This window comes from Tardiphaga sp. 215_C5_N2_1 (assembly GCF_052076055.1).
In the GTDB taxonomy this organism is placed as follows: domain Bacteria; phylum Pseudomonadota; class Alphaproteobacteria; order Rhizobiales; family Xanthobacteraceae; genus Tardiphaga; species Tardiphaga robiniae.
Genome location: NZ_CP197240.1, coordinates 1,990,665 through 2,011,922, shown reverse-complemented (window position 1 = coordinate 2,011,922; position 21,258 = coordinate 1,990,665). Strand labels below are relative to the sequence as shown.

At 61.8% G+C, this 21,258-nt stretch carries 20 protein-coding genes and 1 tRNA gene; 17 read left to right on the top strand and 4 right to left on the bottom strand.

Annotated elements, in window-relative coordinates:
- Positions 1-250: 250 nt before the first annotated feature.
- The 5 genes from AB7828_RS09580 to AB7828_RS09560 all read left to right on the top strand — a co-directional run bounded on the left by AB7828_RS09580 (position 251) and on the right by AB7828_RS09560 (position 6,036).
- Complete coding sequence (locus AB7828_RS09580; RefSeq protein WP_068731553.1) at positions 251-1,486, top strand: acyl-CoA dehydrogenase family protein; 1,236 nt, start codon at positions 251-253, stop codon at positions 1,484-1,486.
- Between the two features lie 22 nt (positions 1,487-1,508).
- The gene (locus tag AB7828_RS09575) at positions 1,509-2,570 is read left to right on the top strand and encodes a phosphotransferase family protein (protein ID WP_068731551.1); all 1,062 of its coding nucleotides are present in this window, start codon (positions 1,509-1,511) and stop codon (positions 2,568-2,570) included.
- A gap of 119 nt (positions 2,571-2,689) precedes the next feature.
- Complete coding sequence (locus tag AB7828_RS09570) at positions 2,690-3,601, top strand: DMT family transporter (RefSeq protein ID WP_441230001.1); 912 nt, start codon at positions 2,690-2,692, stop codon at positions 3,599-3,601.
- A gap of 111 nt (positions 3,602-3,712) precedes the next feature.
- The gene (locus tag AB7828_RS09565; RefSeq protein ID WP_441230000.1) at positions 3,713-4,675 is read left to right on the top strand and encodes a DMT family transporter; all 963 of its coding nucleotides are present in this window, start codon (positions 3,713-3,715) and stop codon (positions 4,673-4,675) included.
- Between the two features lie 104 nt (positions 4,676-4,779).
- Positions 4,780-6,036, top strand: a complete 1,257-nt coding sequence (locus AB7828_RS09560) for an MFS transporter (RefSeq protein ID WP_441229999.1) — start codon at positions 4,780-4,782, stop codon at positions 6,034-6,036.
- Between the two features lie 29 nt (positions 6,037-6,065).
- Here the strand turns inward: AB7828_RS09560 and AB7828_RS09555 are convergent, their stop codons facing one another.
- Positions 6,066-6,851 carry an SDR family NAD(P)-dependent oxidoreductase gene (locus AB7828_RS09555; protein ID WP_120293134.1) on the bottom strand — a complete coding sequence of 262 codons (786 nt, stop codon included), beginning with the start codon at positions 6,849-6,851 and terminating at the stop codon, positions 6,066-6,068.
- A 135-nt stretch (positions 6,852-6,986) separates the two neighbouring features.
- Between AB7828_RS09555 and AB7828_RS09550 the strand changes: the two genes are divergently transcribed.
- Together AB7828_RS09550 and AB7828_RS09545 are read left to right on the top strand one after the other, a co-directional pair.
- The gene (locus AB7828_RS09550; RefSeq protein WP_309945066.1) at positions 6,987-7,724 is read left to right on the top strand and encodes a histidine phosphatase family protein; all 738 of its coding nucleotides are present in this window, start codon (positions 6,987-6,989) and stop codon (positions 7,722-7,724) included.
- 144 nt (positions 7,725-7,868) lie between these two features.
- The gene (locus AB7828_RS09545) at positions 7,869-8,636 is read left to right on the top strand and encodes an SDR family NAD(P)-dependent oxidoreductase (RefSeq protein WP_309945069.1); all 768 of its coding nucleotides are present in this window, start codon (positions 7,869-7,871) and stop codon (positions 8,634-8,636) included.
- 155 nt (positions 8,637-8,791) lie between these two features.
- Here AB7828_RS09545 and AB7828_RS09540 read toward each other — a convergent pair whose 3' ends face one another.
- Complete coding sequence (locus tag AB7828_RS09540) at positions 8,792-10,015, bottom strand: serine hydrolase domain-containing protein (RefSeq protein WP_441229998.1); 1,224 nt, start codon at positions 10,013-10,015, stop codon at positions 8,792-8,794.
- Positions 10,016-10,189: 174 nt separating this feature from the next.
- Between AB7828_RS09540 and tuf the strand changes: the two genes are divergently transcribed.
- Together tuf and AB7828_RS09530 are read left to right on the top strand one after the other, a co-directional pair.
- Complete coding sequence (gene tuf / locus AB7828_RS09535) at positions 10,190-11,380, top strand: elongation factor Tu (RefSeq protein WP_441229997.1); 1,191 nt, start codon at positions 10,190-10,192, stop codon at positions 11,378-11,380.
- Between the two features lie 254 nt (positions 11,381-11,634).
- Positions 11,635-11,710 (top strand) — tRNA-Trp (locus AB7828_RS09530).
- A gap of 70 nt (positions 11,711-11,780) precedes the next feature.
- On the opposite strand, the gene AB7828_RS09525 is transcribed toward AB7828_RS09530, so the two are convergent.
- Positions 11,781-12,932: a GGDEF domain-containing protein gene (locus AB7828_RS09525; RefSeq protein WP_441229996.1), complete on the bottom strand. Its 1,152-nt coding sequence runs from the start codon at positions 12,930-12,932 to the stop codon at positions 11,781-11,783.
- Positions 12,933-13,256: 324 nt separating this feature from the next.
- Here AB7828_RS09525 and AB7828_RS09520 point away from each other — a divergent pair, with 324 nt between their 5' ends.
- The 6 genes from AB7828_RS09520 (at position 13,257) to AB7828_RS09495 (ending at position 18,699) form a co-directional block, all read left to right on the top strand.
- Positions 13,257-15,413: a hypothetical protein gene (locus AB7828_RS09520; RefSeq protein WP_441229995.1), complete on the top strand. Its 2,157-nt coding sequence runs from the start codon at positions 13,257-13,259 to the stop codon at positions 15,411-15,413.
- 247 nt (positions 15,414-15,660) lie between these two features.
- The gene (secE, locus tag AB7828_RS09515; RefSeq protein ID WP_068731532.1) at positions 15,661-15,852 is read left to right on the top strand and encodes a preprotein translocase subunit SecE; all 192 of its coding nucleotides are present in this window, start codon (positions 15,661-15,663) and stop codon (positions 15,850-15,852) included.
- A 12-nt stretch (positions 15,853-15,864) separates the two neighbouring features.
- Positions 15,865-16,395 (top strand): transcription termination/antitermination protein NusG, encoded by a 531-nt coding sequence (gene nusG, locus AB7828_RS09510; RefSeq protein WP_068731530.1) that lies wholly within the window; start codon positions 15,865-15,867, stop codon positions 16,393-16,395.
- A gap of 129 nt (positions 16,396-16,524) precedes the next feature.
- Positions 16,525-16,953: a 50S ribosomal protein L11 gene (gene rplK / locus AB7828_RS09505; protein ID WP_068731528.1), complete on the top strand. Its 429-nt coding sequence runs from the start codon at positions 16,525-16,527 to the stop codon at positions 16,951-16,953.
- 6 nt (positions 16,954-16,959) lie between these two features.
- On the top strand, positions 16,960-17,652 hold the full coding sequence (gene rplA, locus AB7828_RS09500) for a 50S ribosomal protein L1 (protein WP_089268281.1): 693 nt from the start codon (positions 16,960-16,962) through the stop codon (positions 17,650-17,652).
- 96 nt (positions 17,653-17,748) lie between these two features.
- Complete coding sequence (locus tag AB7828_RS09495) at positions 17,749-18,699, top strand: 2-hydroxyacid dehydrogenase (protein ID WP_093762203.1); 951 nt, start codon at positions 17,749-17,751, stop codon at positions 18,697-18,699.
- Between the two features lie 5 nt (positions 18,700-18,704).
- On the opposite strand, the gene AB7828_RS09490 is transcribed toward AB7828_RS09495, so the two are convergent.
- The gene (locus AB7828_RS09490; RefSeq protein WP_441229994.1) at positions 18,705-19,841 is read right to left on the bottom strand and encodes an FAD-dependent oxidoreductase; all 1,137 of its coding nucleotides are present in this window, start codon (positions 19,839-19,841) and stop codon (positions 18,705-18,707) included.
- Positions 19,842-19,948: 107 nt separating this feature from the next.
- Here AB7828_RS09490 and AB7828_RS09485 point away from each other — a divergent pair, with 107 nt between their 5' ends.
- Together AB7828_RS09485 and AB7828_RS09480 are read left to right on the top strand one after the other, a co-directional pair.
- Positions 19,949-20,629 carry a TetR/AcrR family transcriptional regulator gene (locus tag AB7828_RS09485; RefSeq protein WP_441229993.1) on the top strand — a complete coding sequence of 227 codons (681 nt, stop codon included), beginning with the start codon at positions 19,949-19,951 and terminating at the stop codon, positions 20,627-20,629.
- A gap of 161 nt (positions 20,630-20,790) precedes the next feature.
- Entirely contained in the window at positions 20,791-21,255 is a 465-nt protein-coding gene (locus tag AB7828_RS09480) for a (2Fe-2S)-binding protein (protein WP_068731522.1), read from the top strand.
- Positions 21,256-21,258 lie beyond the last annotated feature (3 nt).

Below are 21,258 nucleotides of genomic sequence, written 5' to 3'. Positions count from 1 at the left end.
CGGTCCTTTTGCAACATGGCCCCATGCGATTGGCGCGGATCGGGGTCATTGCATTTCAAACGCGTGTATGAAACTATCGTTTGAGCGTCGGGAAATGTCAATGTGCGCCTGATGGCATATTGCATCTGCTCAACGCCATCGCCCCCGCGCGGATCTGTGCCGCATCAGCAGAGACAAATTTGCTCTTGCGGTGATCCAGCGACGGGACAACAGTGCCGCCAACAATTCTAAAAAACGCGAGGATCGCCCCATGGATTTCAATATGTCGGACCGCCAGCGCGAATGGCTCGAGCGCGTGTCCTCCTTCATGACCAAGCATGTCCGCCCCGCCGTGCCGATCTATCGTCAGCAGGACGAAGCGGGCGAGCGCTGGAAGGTGATCCCGATCGTCGAGGAATTGAAGAAGAAGGCGAAGGCCGAAGGCCTGTGGAACATGTTCATGCCGCCGTCGTCGCATGAAGACGACGAATTCCACGGCGCGGGACTGAGCAATCTGGAATATGCGCTGCTCGCCGAACAGATGGGCCATATCGGCTGGGCCTCGGAAGTGTTCAACTGCTCGGCGCCTGACACCGGCAATATGGAAGTGTTCATGCGCTACGGCTCGAAAGAGCATAAGCAGAAGTGGCTGAAGCCGCTGATGAACGGCGAGATACGCTCCGCCTTCCTGATGACCGAGCCGGATGTCGCATCGTCGGACGCGACCAATATCGAGACCTCGATCAAGCGTGACGGCGACGAATACGTCATCAACGGCACCAAGTGGTGGTCGTCGGGCATGGGCGATCCGCGCTGCGCCGTCATGATCGTGATGGGCAAGACCGATCCGAGCGCGGCGAAGCACCAGCAGCAGTCGCAGATCCTGGTGCCGCGCGATGCCAAGGGTGTGACGATCGAGAAGATGCTGCCGGTGTTCGGCTTCGACGATGCACCGCATGGCCATGCGCGGGTGAAGCTGGACAATGTCCGCGTTCCCGCCAGCAACATCCTGCTCGGCGAAGGCCGCGGCTTCGAGATCGCGCAGGGCCGTCTCGGTCCCGGCCGCATCCATCATTGCATGCGCACCATCGGCAAGGCCGAAGAGGCGCTGGAGAAGATGGTGCGCCGGCTGTCGTCGCGCACCGCCTTCGGCAAGAAGATCATCGAATATTCGATCTGGGAGCAGCGCATTGCTGAAGCCCGCACCGATATCGAGATGAACCGTCTGCTCTGCCTCAAGGCCGCCGACATGATGGACAAGGTCGGCAACAAGACCGCCCAGCTCGAAATCGCGATGATCAAGGTCTCCGGCCCCAACATGGCGCTGAAGATCATCGACAATGCGATCCAGGCTTACGGTGCCGCCGGCGTGTCCGACGATGCGGGTCTCGCCCGTGACTACGCGTCGATGCGCACCATGCGTCTCGCCGACGGTCCGGACGAGGTGCACAACCGTGCCATTGCGCGGCTCGAACTGCGCAAGTATGCCAATGAGTCGAAGCACTAAGAAACGCTAAGCGGAGACTGACGTGACCGATGGTGTGAAGCGCGACGACGAGTATAACGGCACGAGGCCAGTGGAGGAGCGGCATCGCTTCGACGAGATGAGCCTCGAAGCCTGGATGCGCGAGCATGTGGAAGGCTATGAGGGACCGCTGACCGTCCTGCAATTCAAGGGCGGACAAAGCAACCCGACCTATCGGCTGAATACGCCGAAGCAATCCTACGTGATGCGGCGCAAGCCGTTCGGCAAGCTTTTGCCATCGGCGCACGCCGTCGATCGCGAATACAAGGTGATCGCGGCATTGGGCAAGCAGGGCTTCCCGGTCGCCAAGGCCTACGCACTCTGCACCGATGACAATGTCATCGGTTCGGCGTTCTACATCATGTCGATGGAAGACGGCCGGATCTTCTGGGATCCGGCGCTGCCAACGGTGCCGAAGGAAGATCGCCGCGCGATCTTCACGGCGAAGATCGAGACGCTGGCGCAACTGCACAGCTACGATCCCGAAAAAATCGGGCTCGGCGACTTCGGCCGTCCCGGTAATTACTTTTCCCGTCAGGTCGATCGCTGGACCAAGCAGTACCGCGCCTCGGAGACGCAGCTCATTCCGGAAATGGAACGGCTGATCGAATGGCTGCCGACGTCGGTTCCAGAGCAGGAGCGGGTGTCGGTGGTGCATGGTGACTACCGCATCGACAACATGGTGTTCCATACGACGCAGCCGAAGGTGCAGGCGGTGCTCGACTGGGAACTGTCGACATTGGGCGATCCGATGGCCGACTTCACTTATCTTTTGATGCAGTGGATCATGCCGGGCCTCGACGGGCTCGACTTCAAGGCGCTCAACATCCCGACCATGGACGAGGCCGCCAAAATCTATTGCGACAAGGCCGGCCGCAAGAGCGTGCCGGATCTGAACTGGTACTATTGCTACAACCTGTTCCGGCTCACCGGCATTCTGCAGGGCATTGCCGGTCGTGTTCGCGATGGCACCGCGTCGTCCGCCAAGGCGATGGAATCCGCCAAGCGCACGGTGCCGCTGGCGCAGGCGTCGTGGAAATATGCGCAGCTCGCGGGCGCGAAATAAACGATTGAAGAGGCGCGACCGACTGGGGATCGCGCCTCTTTCATGATCGCTTCAGAGATGCCCCGCCAAGAGGGCCGGCCGCAGCAAGTGCTGCTGCGTCGATCGACCTGGAAACGCACTTGTCTTTCTCTCCCAGTCTTCGCGGCAGCGTGCTGATGGCCACGGCCATGGCCGGCTTCAGCCTCAACGACGCGCTCACGAAATTCCTGACGCTGCACATGAACTTCGGCCAGGTGATGCTGGTGCGCGGTCTGTTCGCCGTCGTGCTGATCGGCGCGCTCGCCACCCAGCGGAAGGCCCTGCGTCCGCTGCGCATCCTGTTCGTGCCGTCTGTGGCGCTGCGCGTATTCGGCGAGATCGGCGGCACCGTGACTTTTCTGGCGTCGCTCGCACATCTGCCCCTTGCGAACGTATCGTCGATCTTTCAATCGTTGCCACTCGCGATCACGCTCGGTGCGGCACTCATCTTCGGTGAGCAGGTGGGCTGGCGGCGCTGGCTGGCGATCGCCGCGGGCTTCGTCGGCGTTCTCATTGTGGTCCGGCCCGGCGTGGAAGGATTCAACCAGTTTTCGCTGCTGGCGCTGTTGTCGGTCGCGTTCTGTACCGTGCGCGATCTCGCGACCAAGCGCATTCCGACCGAAATCCCTTCACTGTTCGTCACGTTTTTGACGACGATCGTCGTGACGATCGTTGGCGCCATCCTGCTCGTTCCGCTGGGCGGCTGGACACCGCCATCGAACGGCGCGTTGGCGCTGTTATTGCTCGCCGCTGTGCTGGTGCTGATTGGATATCAGTGTGTGATCCTGGCGTTGCGCGCCGGCGATATCTCCGCTGTTGCGCCGTTCCGGTACTCGCAACTGCTGTGGGCCATGTTGCTTGGCTACCTCGTGTTCGGCGATGTGCCGGACGGCCCGATGGTTCTCGGCGCGTCGGTGATCGTGCTGTCCGGTCTTTATGCGTTCCATCGCGAGCGTGTTCGCAACCGGTTGCCGGCGGCCAGTGCGCCGAGCATGCCGCCGGATGGGTTGTAGGCTTGGCGCCCGGCCATCAGTCCGGCGCGCAGTGAATGGCAGGGACGCGTGAGCCATCTGGCTCGCACGTCCGTCTTCGTGCACATGAGGCGCAATCATTTGGCCTGAGTCTTGCTCTGTTCGGAGCCTGTCTGCTCCGACCGTAACTCACTCAGGATTGTTTTGCCTCTCTCTCCCAATCTACGCGGCAGCCTGCTGATGGCTGTCTCCATGGCAAGTTTCAGCGTCAACGACGCGATCGCTAAATTTCTCACCGTGCAGATGCATTTCAGCCAGGTGATGATGCTGCGCGGGCTGTTTGCCAGCGTGATGATCGGTGCGCTGGCGGTGCATCAGGGCGCGCTACGGCCGCTGCGGTTGCTGTTCGTGCCGTCGGTGGCGCTGCGTATCTCCGGGGAGATCGGCGGCTCGGCGCTGTTCCTAGTCGCGGTCAGCGCGCTGCCGCTCGCCAATGTGACCGCCATCGTTCAATCGCTGCCGCTGGTGATGACCTGCGGCGCCGTGCTGATCCTGGGCGAGCCGGTGGGGTGGCGCCGATGGTTGGCGATTGCCGCGGGCTTCATTGGCGTGCTGATCATCGTGCGGCCGGGCGCCGAGGGGTTCAGCCAGTTCACTTTGGTGGCGCTGCTATCGGTGTTGTTCTACGCCACGCGCGATCTCGTCACCAAACGCATCCCGGCCGAAATTCCCACGCTGTTCGTGACCTTTCTCACCGCCGTTGCGGTGACCCTGGCAGGGGCAGTGTTCACCCTGCTGCACGGGGACTGGACTGCGCTATCGTTTTATTCGCTCGCTTTGCTGGCGCTGGCGGCGGTGATGACGCTGATCGGATTCCAGTGCGTCATCCTCGCATTGCGCGTCGGTGACGTCTCATCGGTCGCGCCGATGCGCTATTCGCAGATGCTCTACGCGATGCTGCTGGGCTATCTGGTCTTCGGTGACGTGCCCGACGCCATGATGGTGCTCGGCGCGAGCGTGATCGTACTGTCCGGCATCTACACGTTCCACCGCGAGCGCGTCCGCGACCGTTTGCTGGCGACGAATTCGTCGAACGCTCCGCCTGACGGATTGTAACTGTCTGCGTTATTTCTTGACCGCCATCCGATACGCAGCGATGGCATGGCGCCGCAATCATAGGTAGCGTTCTATGGGGACGCATTGAGCGCGGCGGTGGGGAAATGCAAACGCATGCGATGGCCGAGACCGATCCGGCTGACGAGACGTCGTTGCGCTATATGGGCTGGCGGATTGTTGCCGCCCTGTTTCTGGTCCAGATCTCGATCTTCGGTTTCGGCCTGTACGGGCAGGGCATCTATGTCGCCGAACTCCGCCGCCTCAACGATTGGCCGACCGGGTTAATCGCAACGGGAAGTACGCTCTGCCTCGTACTGGGCTCCCTGCTATCGATGTTCGTCAGCGATCTGTTGCGCTGGATCGGGCCGCGCAGCCTGGTCCTTGCGGGTATCGCCGCGCTTGCGACAGGTCTTGTGTTGCTGGCATCGGCGGACTCCCTGCTGCATCTCTATGCGGGCTTTGTCGTGCTCGCGCTGGCCTGGGTCGGCCTCGGGACGATCACCGCTGCGGCGATCGTCGGTGCGTGGTTCGACCGCAAGCGCGGCCTGGCGATCAGTCTCACCTTCACCGGGGCGACGTTCAGTGGCATCTTGTTGATGCCCGGTCTGGTCCTGCTGGTCGAAGCGACCGGATTTCGTCACGCGCTGGATATCGCCGCCGCCGTGTTGGCGATCGTGCTCGTGCCGGTCGTGGCAATCATGGTTCGATTCCCGCGCGCAGGGGAACGGCGGATTGCCGAAGCTGTGCATGCGGCTCCGCCATTGTCACGTGCAGACCTCCTGCGCGATCCCGGGTTCTGGAGCTTGACCGCACCATTCGCGTTCGCGATCCTGGTGCAGGTTGCGTTCATCGTGCATCAGATATCGATCCTGACGCCGGTAATCGGATTTCAGTCGGCGGGCGGCGCGGTCTCGCTCACAACGGCCATGTCGCTGGTCGGGCGCATTACGCTTGGTCTCGTTGCCGACCGCGTCGACCCACGCCGCGCTGCCGCGGTATCGATCTTCAGCCAGGCTGCGGCACTGAGCGTATTGGGATTCTCGACCAGCACGACCGGGCTATTCCTTGCCTGTGCGGTGTTCGGCTTTTCGATGGGCAATCTGATCACGCTGCCGGCGCTAATCGTTCAGCGCGAATTCCCGTCGAACGCGTTCAGCGTTGTGCTCGGGCTGTCCATCGGGATTGCCGGCGTGATCAATGCCTGTGGGCCGGCAACCATGGGGCTTCTGCGCGACCTTACGGGCGGCTACGCGACACCGATTTTCATCGGCGTCGCCATTCAGGTGGCCTCGGCGCTTGCCGTATTGGCCGCACCGCGAGGAGGCCATGCAGCAGTTGTTCTGGATCGCAGGATGAGTTGAGCGAAGCCAAACCCATCCCGCGTTCCGTCTTAGATTGGTTTGCCCGCGTAAGGCATCGACGCCGTGAGGCCGCCGTCCACCGGGATCGCCTGGCCATTCACATAGGACGCTTCGTCGCTCGCCAGAAACAATCCCATCGCCGCGAGTTCATGCGGTTGGCCGGCGCGCTTCAGCGGATTGAGCTGGCCGATCTTGCCCTGCGTGCCGCGCTCCTTGGCATTGTCGAAGATCGGCTTGGTCATGCCGGTCTCGATCAGGCCGGGGCACACCGCATTGATGCGCACGCCGGTGCCGGAGAGCGAATAGGCCGTGGTCTGCACCAGGCTGATGACGCCGGCCTTGCTCGACGCATAGGGATGGCCGGAGGCGCCGGACTTCAGGCCTGCGACAGAGGCGGTGAGGACGATGGAGCCGTGCCCCTGTTTCACCATATGCGGCATGGAATGCTTGATTGCGAGGAACGGCCCGATCAGATTGATGCGCAGGATCTCTTGCCATTGCTCGACGGTCTGCTCTAGCAGCGGCACGAGGCCGCCTGATATGCCGGCATTGGCCCAGATCGCGTCGAGCTTGCCGTATTTTGACAGTGCCTTCTCGACATAGGCTTTCACATCGCTCTCGGAACCGGCATCCGCCGTGATCGCTTCAATGGTGCCGCCGGCATCGCTCACAAGTTTGGCTGTCTCATGCACGCTCTCGCTGCGGTCGACGATGATGAGCTTCGCGCCTTCCAGCGAGAACAATTGCGCTGCGGCGCGGCCGATGCCGCTACCTGCGCCGGTGATGATGACGGATTTGCCTGCGAGGCGGCCCATAACTCTCTCCCTGTATGTTTTTTGTGCGGCGTGCCGCCATATGGAATTCAATGATGCGTGCCAAGCTGCGAAGATGCTTGAGGCGCTTCGCGCTCTGACGTAGGACGGATGAAACAGTATTGAAGGGTGGTCACGATGTCCAACGCCGAGAAACCGTTCGTGGCGCAGCATACAGTCCCTCAAGGCGTGACGGCGACGCGGTGGTGGTGGGTGCGACACGCCCCGGTGCGGAGTGACGGCGGCAACATCTATGGCCAGAAGGACATGGACTGCGACTGCAGCGACCGCGTGGTGTTCGATGCGGTCGGCAAGATCCTGCCGCGCAATGCTGTCTGGGTCGCCAGCAATCTCAAGCGCACACATCAGACGGCGAGTGCGATCTGGGCCGCGGGATTTCCGAAGCCCGACGCGATGCCGCATGAAGCGGATTTCGCCGAACAGCATCTCGGCGACTGGCAGGGCATGAACCGCGCCGCGTTCTTCGCCAGCCGTCCCATCAATGTCGGCAGCTATTGGTTCGCGCCGATCGACGAGCCATCGCCGAATGGCGAAAGCTTCATGGATCTCTACAACCGCGTCCGCCGTGGCATCGAACGCATCAATGCCGAGCACGCCGGCAAGGATATCATTGCGGTCGCGCATGGCGGCACGATCAAGGCGGCCATCGGTCTTGCGCTCAACGATCAGCCGGATCGCGGCCTCGCTTTCACCATCGACAACTGCTCGGTGACGCGGCTCGATCATCTCGCCAGCGACGGCCACAGTGGCTGGCGCATTCCGATGGTCAACCAGCAGCCATGGATCGCCGATCCGTCGCATGCAGCGATGCATCAGCCGGCGGGGCCGGAAGTGACGCCGACGAAACTGGCTTAGTCATAGCCGTCATTGCGAGGAGCCTCTTGGCGACGAAGCAATCCAGTTCTTTTCGTCAACAAGAAGGACTGGATTGCTTCGTCGCTTCGCTCCTCGCAATGACGGAGGAAAACTCAAACAGAAAAAAACTAGGGAGAAACACACATGAACCTGTTCGACATGACCGGAAAAGTTGCCGTCATTACCGGCTCGACGCGTGGCATCGGCCGCGCCATTGCCGAGCGCATGGCGGAGCACGGCGCCAAGGTGGTGATCTCGTCGCGCAAGCAGGATGTCTGCGACGAGGTGGCGAAGGAGATCAACGCCCAGTTAGGCAAGGGGACTGCGGTGGCGATCGCCGCGAACATCTCCAGCAAGGAGAACCTGCAGAACCTCGTCGACGAGAGCAAGAAGGCGTTCGGCAAGATCGACGTGCTGGTGTGTAACGCTGCGTCGAATCCGTATTACGGGCCGCTGGCTGGTATCTCCGACGATCAGTTCCGCAAGATTCTCGACAACAACATCGTCGCCAACAACTGGCTGACCAGCATGGTCGTGCCGGACATGATCGAACGCAAGGATGGCTCGGTGATCATCGTGTCGTCGATCGGCGGGTTGAAAGGCTCGACGATCCTGGGCGCCTATGCGATCTCGAAAGCCGCCGACATGCAGCTCGCGCGCAATCTCGCCTGCGAATACGGCAAGTTCAATGTCCGTGTGAACTGCATCGCGCCCGGCCTCATCAAGACCGACTTTGCGAAAGCGCTGTGGGACAATCCGGAGAACCTCAAGGCCTCCACCGCACGCTCGCCGCTGCTGCGCATCGGCATCCCCGATGAAATCGCAGGCGCTGCAGTGTTCCTGGGATCTGCAGCCGGGAATTTCATGACCGGCCAGACCATGGTGATCGACGGCGGCGCGACGATTAGCTGAGATCAATCTCGTCATTCCGGGGCGAGGACGCCGCAAGGCGGCGGCCGCGAACCCGGAACCTCGACATGGGAGTCTCCGACAGCGCCAGGCCATGTCGGGATTCCGGGTTCGTGTCCGGCAATTGCCGGCCACGCCCCGGAATGACGACTACGTCGTCACTCCACAGCCGCGTAGACCAAACTCCGGATCAGTGTCCTGAAATACTCCCGCTGCCCCGGCCCCTGCGACATGAACACTGCGAACAGTTCTTCCTGCGGATCGATCCAGAAGAACGTGCCGGCGACGCCGCTCCAGAAGAATTGCCCCTTCGATCCCGCATAAGGCGCGTGACCATCGTCCGTGCGCACGGCGAAGCCGAGGCCGAAGCTGTGGCCGGGCGGCACGAGATGTGTCTCCAGCTTCACATTGGGGCTGAGGTGATTGGACGCCATCAGGTGCAGCGTGCGGCTGCCGATCACTCTGACGCCGTCCAGCGTGCCGCCATTGAGCAGCATCTGGCAGAAGCGCGCATAGTCCATGGTCTTTGATACCAGTCCGCCGCCGCCGGATTCCATCTTCGGAATTTCGAGCGGATCGAACAGCGCGACTTTCTCGCCGGTCCAGGGATCGGTGGGGAAGGGGTGCGCGATGCGATCCTTGTTGGATGCCGCGGTGTGGAAGCCGGTCTCCGCCATCTGCAGCGGTGCAAGAATATTCTCGGTGAGATAGCTGCCCAGCGACTTGCCGGACACGACCTCGATGACGCGGCCGAGAATATCGGTGGAGCGGCTGTAGTTCCACTCGCTGCCGGGCTGGCAGATCAGCGGCAGGCCGGCAACGATTGTCGCGTGTTCTTCATTGGTGATGTTGCGATTGCGCAGATTCGACTTCTGGTACATCCGCTGCACCATGCCGTTGCCGGTGATCTCATAGGAGATGCCCGAGGTGTGGCGCAGCAGGTCCTGGATCGTGATCGGGCGCAGCGGCAGCGCCAGTTCGAGCGCGCCATTGCGCTCGACGCCGACCTTGGTCTCGGTGAATGCGGGGATGTATTTCGCCAGCGGGTCGTTCAGCAGGATGTGGCCGTTCTCGACCAGCTGCATGATGCCCAGCGAGACGATCGGCTTGGTCATCGAGAAGATGCGGAACAGGCTGTCCTTCGACATCGCAGTGGCGCCGTCCGGGGTCTGCTTACCGAAGGCCTCGAAATAGCCGATCTGGCCGCGGCGGGAGACCAGCATGGTGACGCCCGGCGTGGTGCCCTTGTCGATCTCGCGCTTGAACGCGTCCGACATGATTTGAAGACGGTTTGATGACAATCCCAGCGTTTCCGGCTGGGCCTGCGGCAGCTCGGGGGTCTCGAGGGAAATGGCGTGTTTTGCGGCAGTTTGGGCGTTCATGTGGGCTCCCGATAGTGCTTTGATTGATCTTGTCATTTGCCGACTTACATAGGGGGCTCGCCGGCATGGTTGGACGAGCTTGGCCCAGAAGTTCGGGCTTGAACAGGGCCGTTTTCCCTTGTAACCAGCCGCCGGTTTGGTGCTGCGCACGGGCGTGGCTTAACAGGTGGATCTATGGCCAAAGCAAAATTTGAACGTAACAAGCCGCACTGCAATATTGGTACGATCGGTCACGTTGACCACGGCAAGACGTCGCTGACGGCGGCGATCACGAAGGTGCTGGCAGAGACGGGCGGTGCCACGTTCACCGCTTACGACCAGATCGACAAGGCGCCCGAGGAAAAGGCCCGCGGCATCACCATTTCGACCGCGCATGTCGAATACGAGACCGCCAACCGCCACTACGCCCACGTCGATTGCCCCGGCCACGCCGACTATGTGAAGAACATGATCACCGGCGCCGCGCAGATGGACGGTGGCATCCTGGTTGTGTCGGCCGCTGACGGCCCGATGCCGCAGACCCGCGAGCACATCCTGCTCGCCCGCCAGGTCGGCGTGCCCGCCCTGGTCGTGTTCCTGAACAAGTGCGACATGGTCGACGATCCGGAGCTGCTCGAACTCGTGGAAATGGAAGTCCGTGAATTGCTCTCGAAGTACGACTTCCCGGGCGATGACATTCCGATCATCAAGGGTTCGGCGCTGGCCGCTCTCGAAAACTTGGATCAGAAGCTCGGTCACGACGCCATTCTCGAACTGATGAAGAATGTCGACAGCTACATCCCGCAGCCGGAGCGTCCGGTTGACCAGCCGTTCCTGATGCCGGTGGAAGACGTGTTCTCGATCTCGGGCCGTGGCACGGTCGTGACCGGCCGCGTCGAGCGCGGCATCGTCAAGGTCGGCGAGGAAATCGAAATCGTCGGTATCCGCGCCACGCAGAAGACGATCTGCACCGGCGTTGAAATGTTCCGCAAGCTGCTCGATCAGGGCCAGGCCGGCGACAACATCGGCGCACTGCTGCGCGGCACCAAGCGTGAAGACGTCGAGCGCGGCCAGGTGCTGTGCAAGCCGGGTTCGGTGAAGCCGCACACCAAGTTCAAGGCCGAGGCCTACATTCTGACCAAGGAAGAGGGTGGCCGTCACACGCCGTTCTTCACCAACTACCGTCCGCAGTTCTACTTCCGCACCACCGACGTGACCGGTGTGGTGCATCTGCCGGAAGGCACCGAAATGGTGATGCCGGGCGACAACATCGCCATGGAAGTGCACCTGATCGTGCCGATCGCGATGGAAGAGAAGCTGCGCTTCGCCATCCGTGAAGGCGGCCGCACGGTTGGAGCCGGAGTGGTTGCATCGATCATTGAATGATCGACGCAACAACTCCGAAAGGTCCAACCGAAAGAAAATATGCCCAAGTGCGGTATACCGCACTTGGCTGCGGTGCAGGCGTCGTCGCTAGCATCATCGAGTAATCGATACAGGCGGCGGGCAGGGGACAGTTCCCTTGCCCGCCGTTTTGATTCCGGCGGGATTTGATTTCGGAGGGGGCGCTTCGCCTCTTGCAAATCAGGCGTCGCATATGCTTCAAACGGCGCGGAAATGACGGTGCGCCGTTTTCCTGTAGGGGTGTAGCTCAGTTGGTAGAGTACCGGTCTCCAAAACCGGTTGTCGTAGGTTCGAGCCCTACCGCCCCTGCCATTTTAAGCCTTTGAAATATCTATATATTTTAGCCTGAGCGCGCTTTGCAGGCGGGCCTCCGATTGCCCCTTCAGCTGAACTGCCGCTTTTGCGGCGCGGCCACCACGCGGTCGCGGCCGGTATCCTTGGCTCTGTAGAGCGCGAGGTCGGCGCGCGCCAAAATGTCTTCCGGCGTATCGTTGGGCCTGATGGCGCTGATCCCGGCGGATATCGTCAGAGTCAGATCCTGCGCAATCGCTGACCAGTTCAGTTCCGTGATCAGGCCGCGCAATCGATCCAGCGTCTGGATCGCAAGATCAATGTCGGTGTCCGGCAGGATCAGCAGAAACTCCTCGCCGCCCTGACGGCCGAACCTGTCGATAGTGCGGATATTGGCGAAGACCGAGATGGCAAAGGCGCGCAGCACTTCGTCGCCGACGGGATGACCAAAGCAGTCGTTGATCTTCTTGAAGTGATCGAGGTCGATGATCGCGATGCAGCAGGTTGTGGCGTTGCGCTGAGCCTTGGCGATCTCGTCGTTCAGGCACTTCATGATGTAGCGCCGGTTCAATGCGCCGGTGAGTTCGTCCAGTTGGGCGAGTTCCTCGATCCGCGCATTGGCGGCCGCGAGGTCGTTGCTGCGACGATACAGCAGTTCACGCATCGAGCTGCCGTAGAGGCCGGCGCTGGCACAGCGGCCAAGTGCGCTGACGAAACAGGCCAGCGCCAGAGCGCGCTCTGTCGCGGTTGCCATGGGAATGCCGATCGGCTTGTCGGTCATCAGGAAAAGCAGTGCGAGGCCCAGCGTTGCGGTCGACCAGACGATGCCGGTCTGGCGCGCGCTCATGCGGAGTGCGGCGAAGCCGAGCACGACGAAAATGATGGAGATGAAGTAGAAGCCGATCTGCGGCACGAGATAGATCGCGCCGATCTGGACGATGATGCTGACGATGGAGAGAGGGACCGTGAGGTACGGGTCCTTGAAACGGTCGTTGACCTGGATCTCCGAGAGATAGGCAGCGATGCCGACCACAGCGAGCCTGATGGCCAGATACACGACCCCCGTCGCCACGGTGGTCACGCCGATCACGGCGTAGAGCAGCAGGATCGCGGCATCGATCAGATAGCTCGACGCCTGCGCGATATAGGCGGTTCGCCGCCGCGCGATCCGCAATGCCGAATCCTTGCGGAGGTCCCTCGTGGAGGCGTCGGTTCCCTCGGACAGGGTGGTGATGCTGGTCATTCGCTGATGCCCGTCGCATTGCCGATCAAACAAGCAATCTGCCGATCAAAACATTTAGGTCTGCTAATACATCCACTTACTGGAGTACCTGGGTAGCTTCTCGCGTTTTAGTCTGGCCGCGGGGTTAATGGAATCTGACGATCCGCGGGGCAATTGGCTTAATGGGCTGATGGCCATGTCCGACATCGGCTTTGCCAATCATGCGCGATCGTGCTGCTCCCCGCGTTTCCGTTGCGCTGCGTCCCTGCGGCGTGCGGTCGCGGCGATGAACCTGGCTTGCCGCGCGCGCGACACACCCGTTGGGAATTCAGCTGGAAGTCGAGAATGAAATTACTTGTGACGTTCGTCGTGGGGGCCACGACGTTGCTGTTGTCGTCCTTTGGACATTTGTCATTGAGTCATGGTGCTTATGCCGCCGATCTGCTCTGGCAGGTGGAAAGTCCATTTCGCTTCTTCAAGAATGCCGCATCCTTCGCGATGTATGAGCGCGGCTATCCCGCTGCGCGCAACGAGATGGTGCTGCCGCCCGCCGATGTGGTGTGGCGCACCGAGCGGCGGCTGAACGATCCCGATTGCCGCGACATGACCAGCCCGACCAGTTGCGCAGACACCGCGCGGGCGCGCTACGATCGCTCGCGTCTCGGCTGGGCATCGCAGACCATCGACGCCGTCTGTTACGACAGCCGGCAGGGCCGCTATCTCGCGAGTTGCGACCGGCGTTATTCGTGGGGCACGGCCAAGGAAGATTACGTGCTGCCGGATGCGCATACGGTGCTGATCCGGCTGTCGCCCGAGCGCATTGCCGAAGCCGGCGCATATGATTGCGTGTGGAGCTGGACGCCGCGGCGGCCGGGCAGCAGGACCGAGACCACAACGCAATCCTGCGCGACACCGCTCAAGATCACGCGCCTGCCTTATGCCGTCGATCGCAGCCTGTCCGGTGCATCGGTCCAGGTCAAATTGCCCGACGGTCGTACGTTGAACGACCCGCAGGTCGTCGTCGAGGATCTGTTCATCGTGGCGCTCGGCGATTCCTTTGCCTCGGGCGAAAGCAATCCGGACGTTCCGGTGACATTCAGCGCCGTCCGCGAGATGGTCTACGATCCCACCCTGATGCGCGAGGAGATGGCGACGCGCAGCACCGCCAAGTCGCTGCAGAAACTGACCCCCGCTGCACCGGTGGGAAGTTTCGACTACAAGAACCTGCCACGGCGCAAGCTCGCCGACGAGGAGCAGGAGCTTTATTTCCCGCTCGCATCGGCGCAGTTCGACAAGGCGTTCAATGCCGCCAATCCGCGCTGGCTCAGCCCCGATTGCCACCGCTCGCAATACGGCTATCCGTTTCGCGTCGGGCTGCAACTCAGTTTGGAAAATCCGCACCGGTCGATCACGCTGGTCAGCCTGGCCTGTACCGGCTCCGAGGTGACCGAAGGTCTGTTCCTCGAGAAGAAGGCGCGTGAGGGCGCGGGCAACGCGATGGTGCGTTCGCAGCTCGATCAACTCGCCGATCTGATCTGCAAAAGCCCCGCGGGCCGCACGCAGCGTGCGACCTACAATCTGCCGACCTATGCCAGCGGCAGCGTGCAGGTCGCCAATATGCCGGTGACAAAATCCTGGTGTGCGCCGAATGAGCGCAAGCGTCCGATCGACACACTGCTGCTGTCGATCGGCGGCAACGATGTCGGCTTCTCGCCGCTGATGGTCTATGCGATGACCGAATCCGCCGGCGATCTCGCACCGATCGCGAACCTGCTCGGCAAGCAGATCCGGTTCTCGCCGCAAGTTTCGCGCGCTTACATGGAGCAGCTCGACGAGCGCATGGTGGCGCTCCGCGATGCCTTGCGCGACGGTTTTGGCGTGGCGCCCGCGAAGGTCCTGCAGACGGCTTACGAGCCGATCCAGTTCGACGAGACGGGCGCGCTGTGCGGCGCGCAGCCGACGCTCGGCCTCGACGTCCACAAGAAGCTGGTGCTGTCGCGCGAACGGCTGGCCGAGACGGTGAGCTTTCTGAACGATTTCTTCGCCCGGACCGCTTGCATCACCAACGGACGGGGCGGGGGCTGCCCGGCGCTGGCCACCGGCGCCGGAACCGGCTTCCAGCTCATCACCGATCACCAGAGCGAATTCGCCAAACGCGGGCTCTGTGCGCGCGATCCGAAGCGGCCGCAGGCGGACGGCGAGGCGATGGCGATGCCGCGACGCTGGATCGGCAAGGAGGAGTTTACGCCGTATTCCCCGGCGGCCTATCTGCCCTATGCGTCCCGCTGGCGCCTGTTCCGGACCCCGAATGACGCGTTTCTGACCGCAAACGTCCATTCGCCGGGCTTTACCCAGTTCGACATCCTGCAGCCGGTCTATGCGGCCATGTATAGCGGCGCGGTGCATCCTACCGCAGAGGGCCACGCCATCGTCGCCGATCATGTCGTCCGGCACGTCCGTGCCGCGGTCGGCAAACCGTCGCCGGGGGTGGGCGGACGCTGATCCAGGTGGTATCCGGTGGCGGGAAGGGTTCCCGCCGGTCCGGCCCGGATACCTTGACCTTTGGTCCGGTCCGAAGTAGGAAGCTGCACTCGCTGTCGGCCCGGTGACCGGATATCCGACGCGGCAAATCCCCGAACGAACGAGCCCGCTTGGCGGCTCATCCTTGAATAAAGGGTTGGGCGCAAGAGGGCTGTTCGGATTCTGAAACCAATTCAATCGTCTCACGACGGATGCGGATCACATAACGATGGCGTTCAGCCCGTTCAAATTCCTGCAGGAAGTGCGCACCGAGACCAACAAGGTCACGTGGCCCTCGCGACGCGAGACGACCATCACGACCATCATGGTTTTCGTCATGGTGGCGTTGTCGTCGATCTTCTTTTTTGCGGCGGATCAGGTCATCCGCTACCTCGTCGCCTTTTTGCTCACGATGCACTGACGGAACAGAATTATGAGCATGCGCTGGTACATCGTTCACGCCTATTCGAATTTCGAAAAGAAGGTGATGGAGTCGATCAAGGAACAGGCCAAGCAGCGTGGCCTGGAAGACCTGTTCGAACAGATTCTGGTTCCGGTCGAGAAGGTCACTGAAATACGTCGCGGTCGCAAGATGGACGCCGAGCGCAAGTTCTTCCCGGGCTACGTGCTGGTGAAGATGCAGCTCACCGACGAAGCGTTTCATCTGATCAAGAATACCCCGAAGGTCACGGGCTTCCTCGGCGCGGAAAACAAGCCGATGCCGATTTCGGAAGCTGAAGCCATGCGCATTCTGCACCAGGTGCAGGAAGGTGTGGAGCGCCCGAAGGCGTCGGTGTCGTTCGAGATCGGCGAGAACGTGAAGGTGGCCGATGGTCCGTTCGCGTCGTTCTCCGGCGTCGTCGAGGAAATCGACGAAGCACGCTCGCGCGTGAAGGTCGCAGTGTCGATCTTCGGCCGCGCCACGCCGGTCGAACTGGAATTCGGTCAGGTCGAAAAGGTCTGATCGCAATAGCGCGAGGTTCGCCTCGCGTTTCTAAGGCCGTGGGAGGAAGAGGGCGGTTGCCAACCGCTTGTCGACCGAACCACGAAACCTGAAACAGCCGGTCGATGACCGGCACAACAGGAGTGACACATGGCAAAGAAAGTGACCGGATACCTGAAGCTTCAGGTGCCGGCCGGTGCGGCGAACCCTTCGCCCCCGATCGGTCCCGCGCTTGGTCAGCGCGGTTTGAACATCATGGAATTCTGCAAAGCGTTCAACGCGCAGACGCAGAAGGAAGAAAAGAACACCCCAATCCCGGTGGTGATCACGATCTATGCCGATCGTTCGTTCACCTTCGCCCTCAAGACCCCCCCGATGTCCTTCTTCATCAAGAAGGCCGCCAAGCTCACCTCCGGCTCCAAGCTGCCGGGTCGTGACAAGGCCGGCGCGGTGACCAAAGCGCAGGTGCGCGAGATCGCCGAAGCGAAGATGAAGGATCTGAATTGCGACACCATTGAATCGGCCATGAAGATGGTTGAGGGCTCTGCCCGTTCGATGGGTGTCGAGGTCGCGGGGTAAACGGTCATGGCAATTGGAAAACGTTTGAAGAAGGCCCGTGAGGGCATCGACCGCGAGAAGCTCTATCCGGTCGCCGAGGCCATCAAGATGGTCAAGGAACGCGCCAAGTCGAAGTTCGATGAGACCATCGAAATTTCGCTGAATCTCGGCGTCGATCCGCGTCACGCCGACCAGATGGTCCGTGGCGTCGTCACCCTGCCGAACGGCACCGGCCGTACGCTTCGCGTCGGCGTGTTCGCCCGTGGCCCGAAGGCTGAAGAAGCCAAGGCTGCCGGTGCAGACGTCGTCGGTGCAGAAGACCTGTTCGAGAAGGTTCAGGCCGGTCAGATCGATTTCGATCGCTGTATCGCAACCCCCGACATGATGCCGCTGGTCGGTCGCCTTGGTAAGGTGCTCGGTCCGCGCGGCATGATGCCGAACCCGAAGATCGGCACCGTGACCATGGACGTCACCGGCGCAGTCAAGGGTGCCAAGGGCGGTTCGGTCGAGTTCCGCGTCGAGAAGGCCGGCATCGTGCAGGCTGGTATCGGCAAGGCATCTTTCTCGGAAGAGAAGCTCGTCGAAAACATCAAGGCTCTGGTCGATGCCGTCTCCAAGGCGAAGCCGGCTGGCGCGAAGGGCACCTATCTGCAGCGCGTTGCTGTGTCTTCGACCATGGGCCCCGGCGTCAAGGTTGAGACGGGCACCGTGCTCGGCTAAGCCGGAACAAGGCTTGCAAGAAACCAGGGCGGAATCGGGCAACCGGTTCCGCCCTTTCTTTTGTCTTCCGCTCTTTCACCCAGCAGGAATGTCCCGATGGCCGAGAAGGTTCTGATCTATTCGCGTTTCCCAAAGTCCCAGATGGTGCGCATCGGCGAGCACTTCGATCTTCTAGACGCTGCAGGCAAGCCACCGCTGCAGACCTTTTCCGCTGACCAACTGAAAGACGTGCGCGCGCTGATCACCGCGGGCGGTCAGGTGCTCAAGGCAGACGTGATGGACATGATGCCGGCGCTCGGCGCCATCATCTGCTACGGCACCGGCTATGACGGCGTCGACTTCAAGGCTGCGGCCGAGCGCAAGATCGTGGTCGGCAACAGCCCGGGCGCGAATGCGGCCTCGGTCGCCGATCTGGCACTCACGCTGATGCTCGCGGTGACGCGGCGCTTGCTGCCTGCGGATCAGTATTTGCGCGAGGGTGGCTGGTCGTCGGCAAAGCCGTCGCCGCTGATGTCGCCGCAGCCCGGCAATCCCGGCCGCAGAGTGGGCGTCTATGGCATGGGCGAGATCGGCCGCAAGATCGCATCGCGCGTCGCGGCCTTCGAATGCGATGTCGCCTATCACAGCCGCAGCAAGCATGATGTGCCGTATCGCTATGAGCCAAGCCTCGAAGCGCTGGTCGAATGGTGCGACGTGCTGATGATCGCCGTGCGGGCAGGGGCCGATACCAACCGCATCATCGATGCCGCGATGCTGAAGAAGCTCGGCGCCAATGGCGTCGTCGTGAACATCTCGCGCGGCTCGGTGATCGATCAGGCTGCGCTGACAGCGGCGCTGACGGACAAGACCATCGCCGGCGCCGGCCTCGACGTGTTCGAGAAGGAGCCCCACGCGCCCGACGCACTCACGGCTTTGCCGAATGTCGTGCTGACGCCGCATATCGGTGGTCACACGCTCGATTCGCACACGGCGATGCAGGACTGCGTCATTGCCAATCTCGACGCGTTTTACGCGGGCAAGGGGCTGCCCTACGCGGTGGCGGTTTAGGGCAGCTATTCGGTGATCTGAAAGCTGGTGAACAGGTCAACCACGCTCTGAGGCGCGTTGTCGTTGAAGAACAGCTTCAGATTCCGGTCAGTCTCCGCGGCAACAGACGCGCTGCGGGGAAAGAGCTCCGTTTCATAAGCGACAAGCGCGGCTTCCACATCGTCTGGATGAGCGGCGAGAGCGAGCCCAAGTTCAGCACCGTCGAACATTGCGAGATTGGCGCCTTCGCCGGCGAATGGTGACATCAGGTGCGCGGCATCGCCGAGCAGCGTGACGCCGGCTACGCGATCCCATCGGTGTTCGATCGGCAGCGCATAGATCGGGCGAAGCACAGGGGCGGCCTGACTGTTGGTGATGAGCGCTGTCAGTTCCGGAGCCCAGTCGTCGAATTCTGCGGCGATGCGGGCGAGGGCATTCGTCCAGTTCGAGAAGTCGATGCGGGCAATCCAGTCCTCCGGCCTGTTCAGGGCCACGTAGCCCTGCAGTGTTCCATCGGCGTGTCGGTGCGCAAAGATTCCCTGGCCCGGTGCAATCGCCATCAGCGTGCCGCCGCCAACCGCTTCCGCGCTGGCCTTGTGACGGGTGTCGGCGTTGAAAAGAAACGTCTCGATGAATGACGTGCCGACATAGACAGGCTTCGCTGTTGAAAGAAGCGGACGAACGCGTGACCACGCGCCGTCGGCACCTATGAGGAGATCGGTCGTTGCCGTTGAGCCGTGGGAGAACGTCAATGCGTGCCGCCCGCCGCCGAGTGGAGACACGGAGGTGAGTTTGTGTCCCCAACGGATCGTGTCGGCAGGAAGGGAATCGAGCAGAATCTGGCGAAGCTCTCCTCGATCCACCTCAGGTCGACTGCCGTTGCCCGCGTCAGGCCTGTCAAACAGCAGCTTGCCGTCCTTGTCGCGTATGCGCTTGGCATCGGCACCGACGATGACGATGTCGCGGAAAGCTTCGAACAATCCCGCCGCCTTAAGTGCGAGCTGCCCGTTGTATTCGTGAATATCGAGCAGGCCTCCTTGTGCCCGCGAGTCGGCGGAGGCTTCAGCTTCATAGATCGTCGCTGCGATACCGTGAACATGGAGCACGCGGGCAAGTGTCAGGCCGCCGAGCCCCGCGCCGACAATCGCCACATGAGTATTCATCTCGCCACCTTTGCAGTCACAGGCGGGCCCGGGACATTCTCCAAGGCCTCAATGGAATGGCATTCCATTCTATTGGAACGGTGTTCCATTTATGTCAAGGTGGGGGCATGGCCAAGAAAACTCGCAGCAGCCCACGACGCGAAGACTCGCTCACCCGGGATCGCATCATCGAAGCGTCGATCGCGATTCTGGACGGCAGCGGGGAAGATGGTCTGACATTCCGCGCTCTGTCGGAGCGGCTCGCCACGGGCCCCGGGGCTATTTATTGGCACGTGCCCAACAAGGGCGAGCTGCTGACCGCCGCCTGCGACGCCATCATCGCCCGCGCGATGAACGCGCCCCTGGTCGTCGCGACGCCTCAGGCCATCATTCGCACCCTCGCGCTGGGCATGTTCGACGCGATCGACGCGCATCCGTGGGTTGGGTCGGCGCTCACACGGGCTCCCGGGCAGTTGCCCATGGTGCGAATACTCGAACGCATCGGCCGGCAGGTTCGCGCCCTTGGCGTGCCGGACGAGGAACAGTGGGCGACGGTGGGTGCGTTGCTGAACTACATCCTTGGCGTCGGTGCGCAGAACGCGGCCAATGGGCAGCTCGGCCGGACGCGAGGAATCGACAGGTCTGACTTTCTGGACGCGGTCGCAACCACCTGGTCTCAGCTCGATCCGGACGCGTATGCATTCACCCGCAGCATGGCTGCACATTTGCGGGGGCACGACGACCGCAGGGACTTTCTCGCCGGAATCGATCTCATCCTGAGCGGCATCGAAGCGTCGCGGCGCCTCTGAAAAGCTGACGACTGGTCTGAAGGGCCGTTTCGCAAGAACCAATTTCGTTCCCGCGCGGTACAAAAATAATTGAATGGGTTATTCCGCAATGCGGATGTAGATGTCGGCTGTTTAGAACAACTCGAATGTAGGCGTACATTCGACGACATAGGACATCAGCGATGGCTGCGTTCACTCTCAAGATCAACGGTCAGGCCCGTCAGGTCGACGTCGATCCCAACACACCTCTGCTCTGGGCAATTCGAGATGGGGCCGGTCTCACCGGCACCAAATATGGCTGCGGGGTCGCGCAATGCGGCGCTTGCACGGTCTATGTGGACGGCCAGACCGTCCGCTCGTGTTCAATGCCCGTCTCGGCCATCGGCACCAGCGAAATCACTACCATCGAAGGGCTCGACTCCAAGGAAGCCAAGGCAGTGCAGGCGGCCTGGGTCGCGCTTGACGTGCCGCAATGTGGCTACTGTCAATCCGGCCAGGTGATGAGCGCCACCGCGCTGCTCAGCGTCAATCCGACCCCCACCGACAACGATATCGATCTGGCGATGAACGGCAACATCTGCCGCTGCGCCACCTATGTCCGCATCCGCGCCGCCATTCATGGCGCCGCCAAATCTCTGGAGGGTTGAGCC

Bases quoted from the DNA above. Each gene is read 5' to 3' on its own strand.
- AB7828_RS09495 (WP_093762203.1), top strand. From the start codon at position 17,749: ATGGCCGAGAAGGTTCTGATCTATTCGCGTTTCCCAAAGTCCCAGATG.
- AB7828_RS09490 (WP_441229994.1), bottom strand. From the start codon at position 19,841: ATGAATACTCATGTGGCGATTGTCGGCGCGGGGCTCGGCGGCCTGACA.
- AB7828_RS09550 (WP_309945066.1), top strand. From the start codon at position 6,987: ATGTCCAACGCCGAGAAACCGTTCGTGGCGCAGCATACAGTCCCTCAA.
- AB7828_RS09540 (WP_441229998.1), bottom strand. From the start codon at position 10,015: ATGAACGCCCAAACTGCCGCAAAACACGCCATTTCCCTCGAGACCCCC.
- AB7828_RS09485 (WP_441229993.1), top strand. From the start codon at position 19,949: ATGGCCAAGAAAACTCGCAGCAGCCCACGACGCGAAGACTCGCTCACC.
- nusG (WP_068731530.1), top strand. From the start codon at position 15,865: ATGAGCATGCGCTGGTACATCGTTCACGCCTATTCGAATTTCGAAAAG.
- AB7828_RS09520 (WP_441229995.1), top strand. From the start codon at position 13,257: ATGAAATTACTTGTGACGTTCGTCGTGGGGGCCACGACGTTGCTGTTG.
- AB7828_RS09560 (WP_441229999.1), top strand. From the start codon at position 4,780: ATGCAAACGCATGCGATGGCCGAGACCGATCCGGCTGACGAGACGTCG.
- rplA (WP_089268281.1), top strand. From the start codon at position 16,960: ATGGCAATTGGAAAACGTTTGAAGAAGGCCCGTGAGGGCATCGACCGC.
- tuf (WP_441229997.1), top strand. From the start codon at position 10,190: ATGGCCAAAGCAAAATTTGAACGTAACAAGCCGCACTGCAATATTGGT.
- AB7828_RS09480 (WP_068731522.1), top strand. From the start codon at position 20,791: ATGGCTGCGTTCACTCTCAAGATCAACGGTCAGGCCCGTCAGGTCGAC.
- AB7828_RS09525 (WP_441229996.1), bottom strand. From the start codon at position 12,932: ATGACCAGCATCACCACCCTGTCCGAGGGAACCGACGCCTCCACGAGG.
- rplK (WP_068731528.1), top strand. From the start codon at position 16,525: ATGGCAAAGAAAGTGACCGGATACCTGAAGCTTCAGGTGCCGGCCGGT.
- AB7828_RS09580 (WP_068731553.1), top strand. From the start codon at position 251: ATGGATTTCAATATGTCGGACCGCCAGCGCGAATGGCTCGAGCGCGTG.
- AB7828_RS09545 (WP_309945069.1), top strand. From the start codon at position 7,869: ATGAACCTGTTCGACATGACCGGAAAAGTTGCCGTCATTACCGGCTCG.
- secE (WP_068731532.1), top strand. From the start codon at position 15,661: ATGGCGTTCAGCCCGTTCAAATTCCTGCAGGAAGTGCGCACCGAGACC.
- AB7828_RS09555 (WP_120293134.1), bottom strand. From the start codon at position 6,851: ATGGGCCGCCTCGCAGGCAAATCCGTCATCATCACCGGCGCAGGTAGC.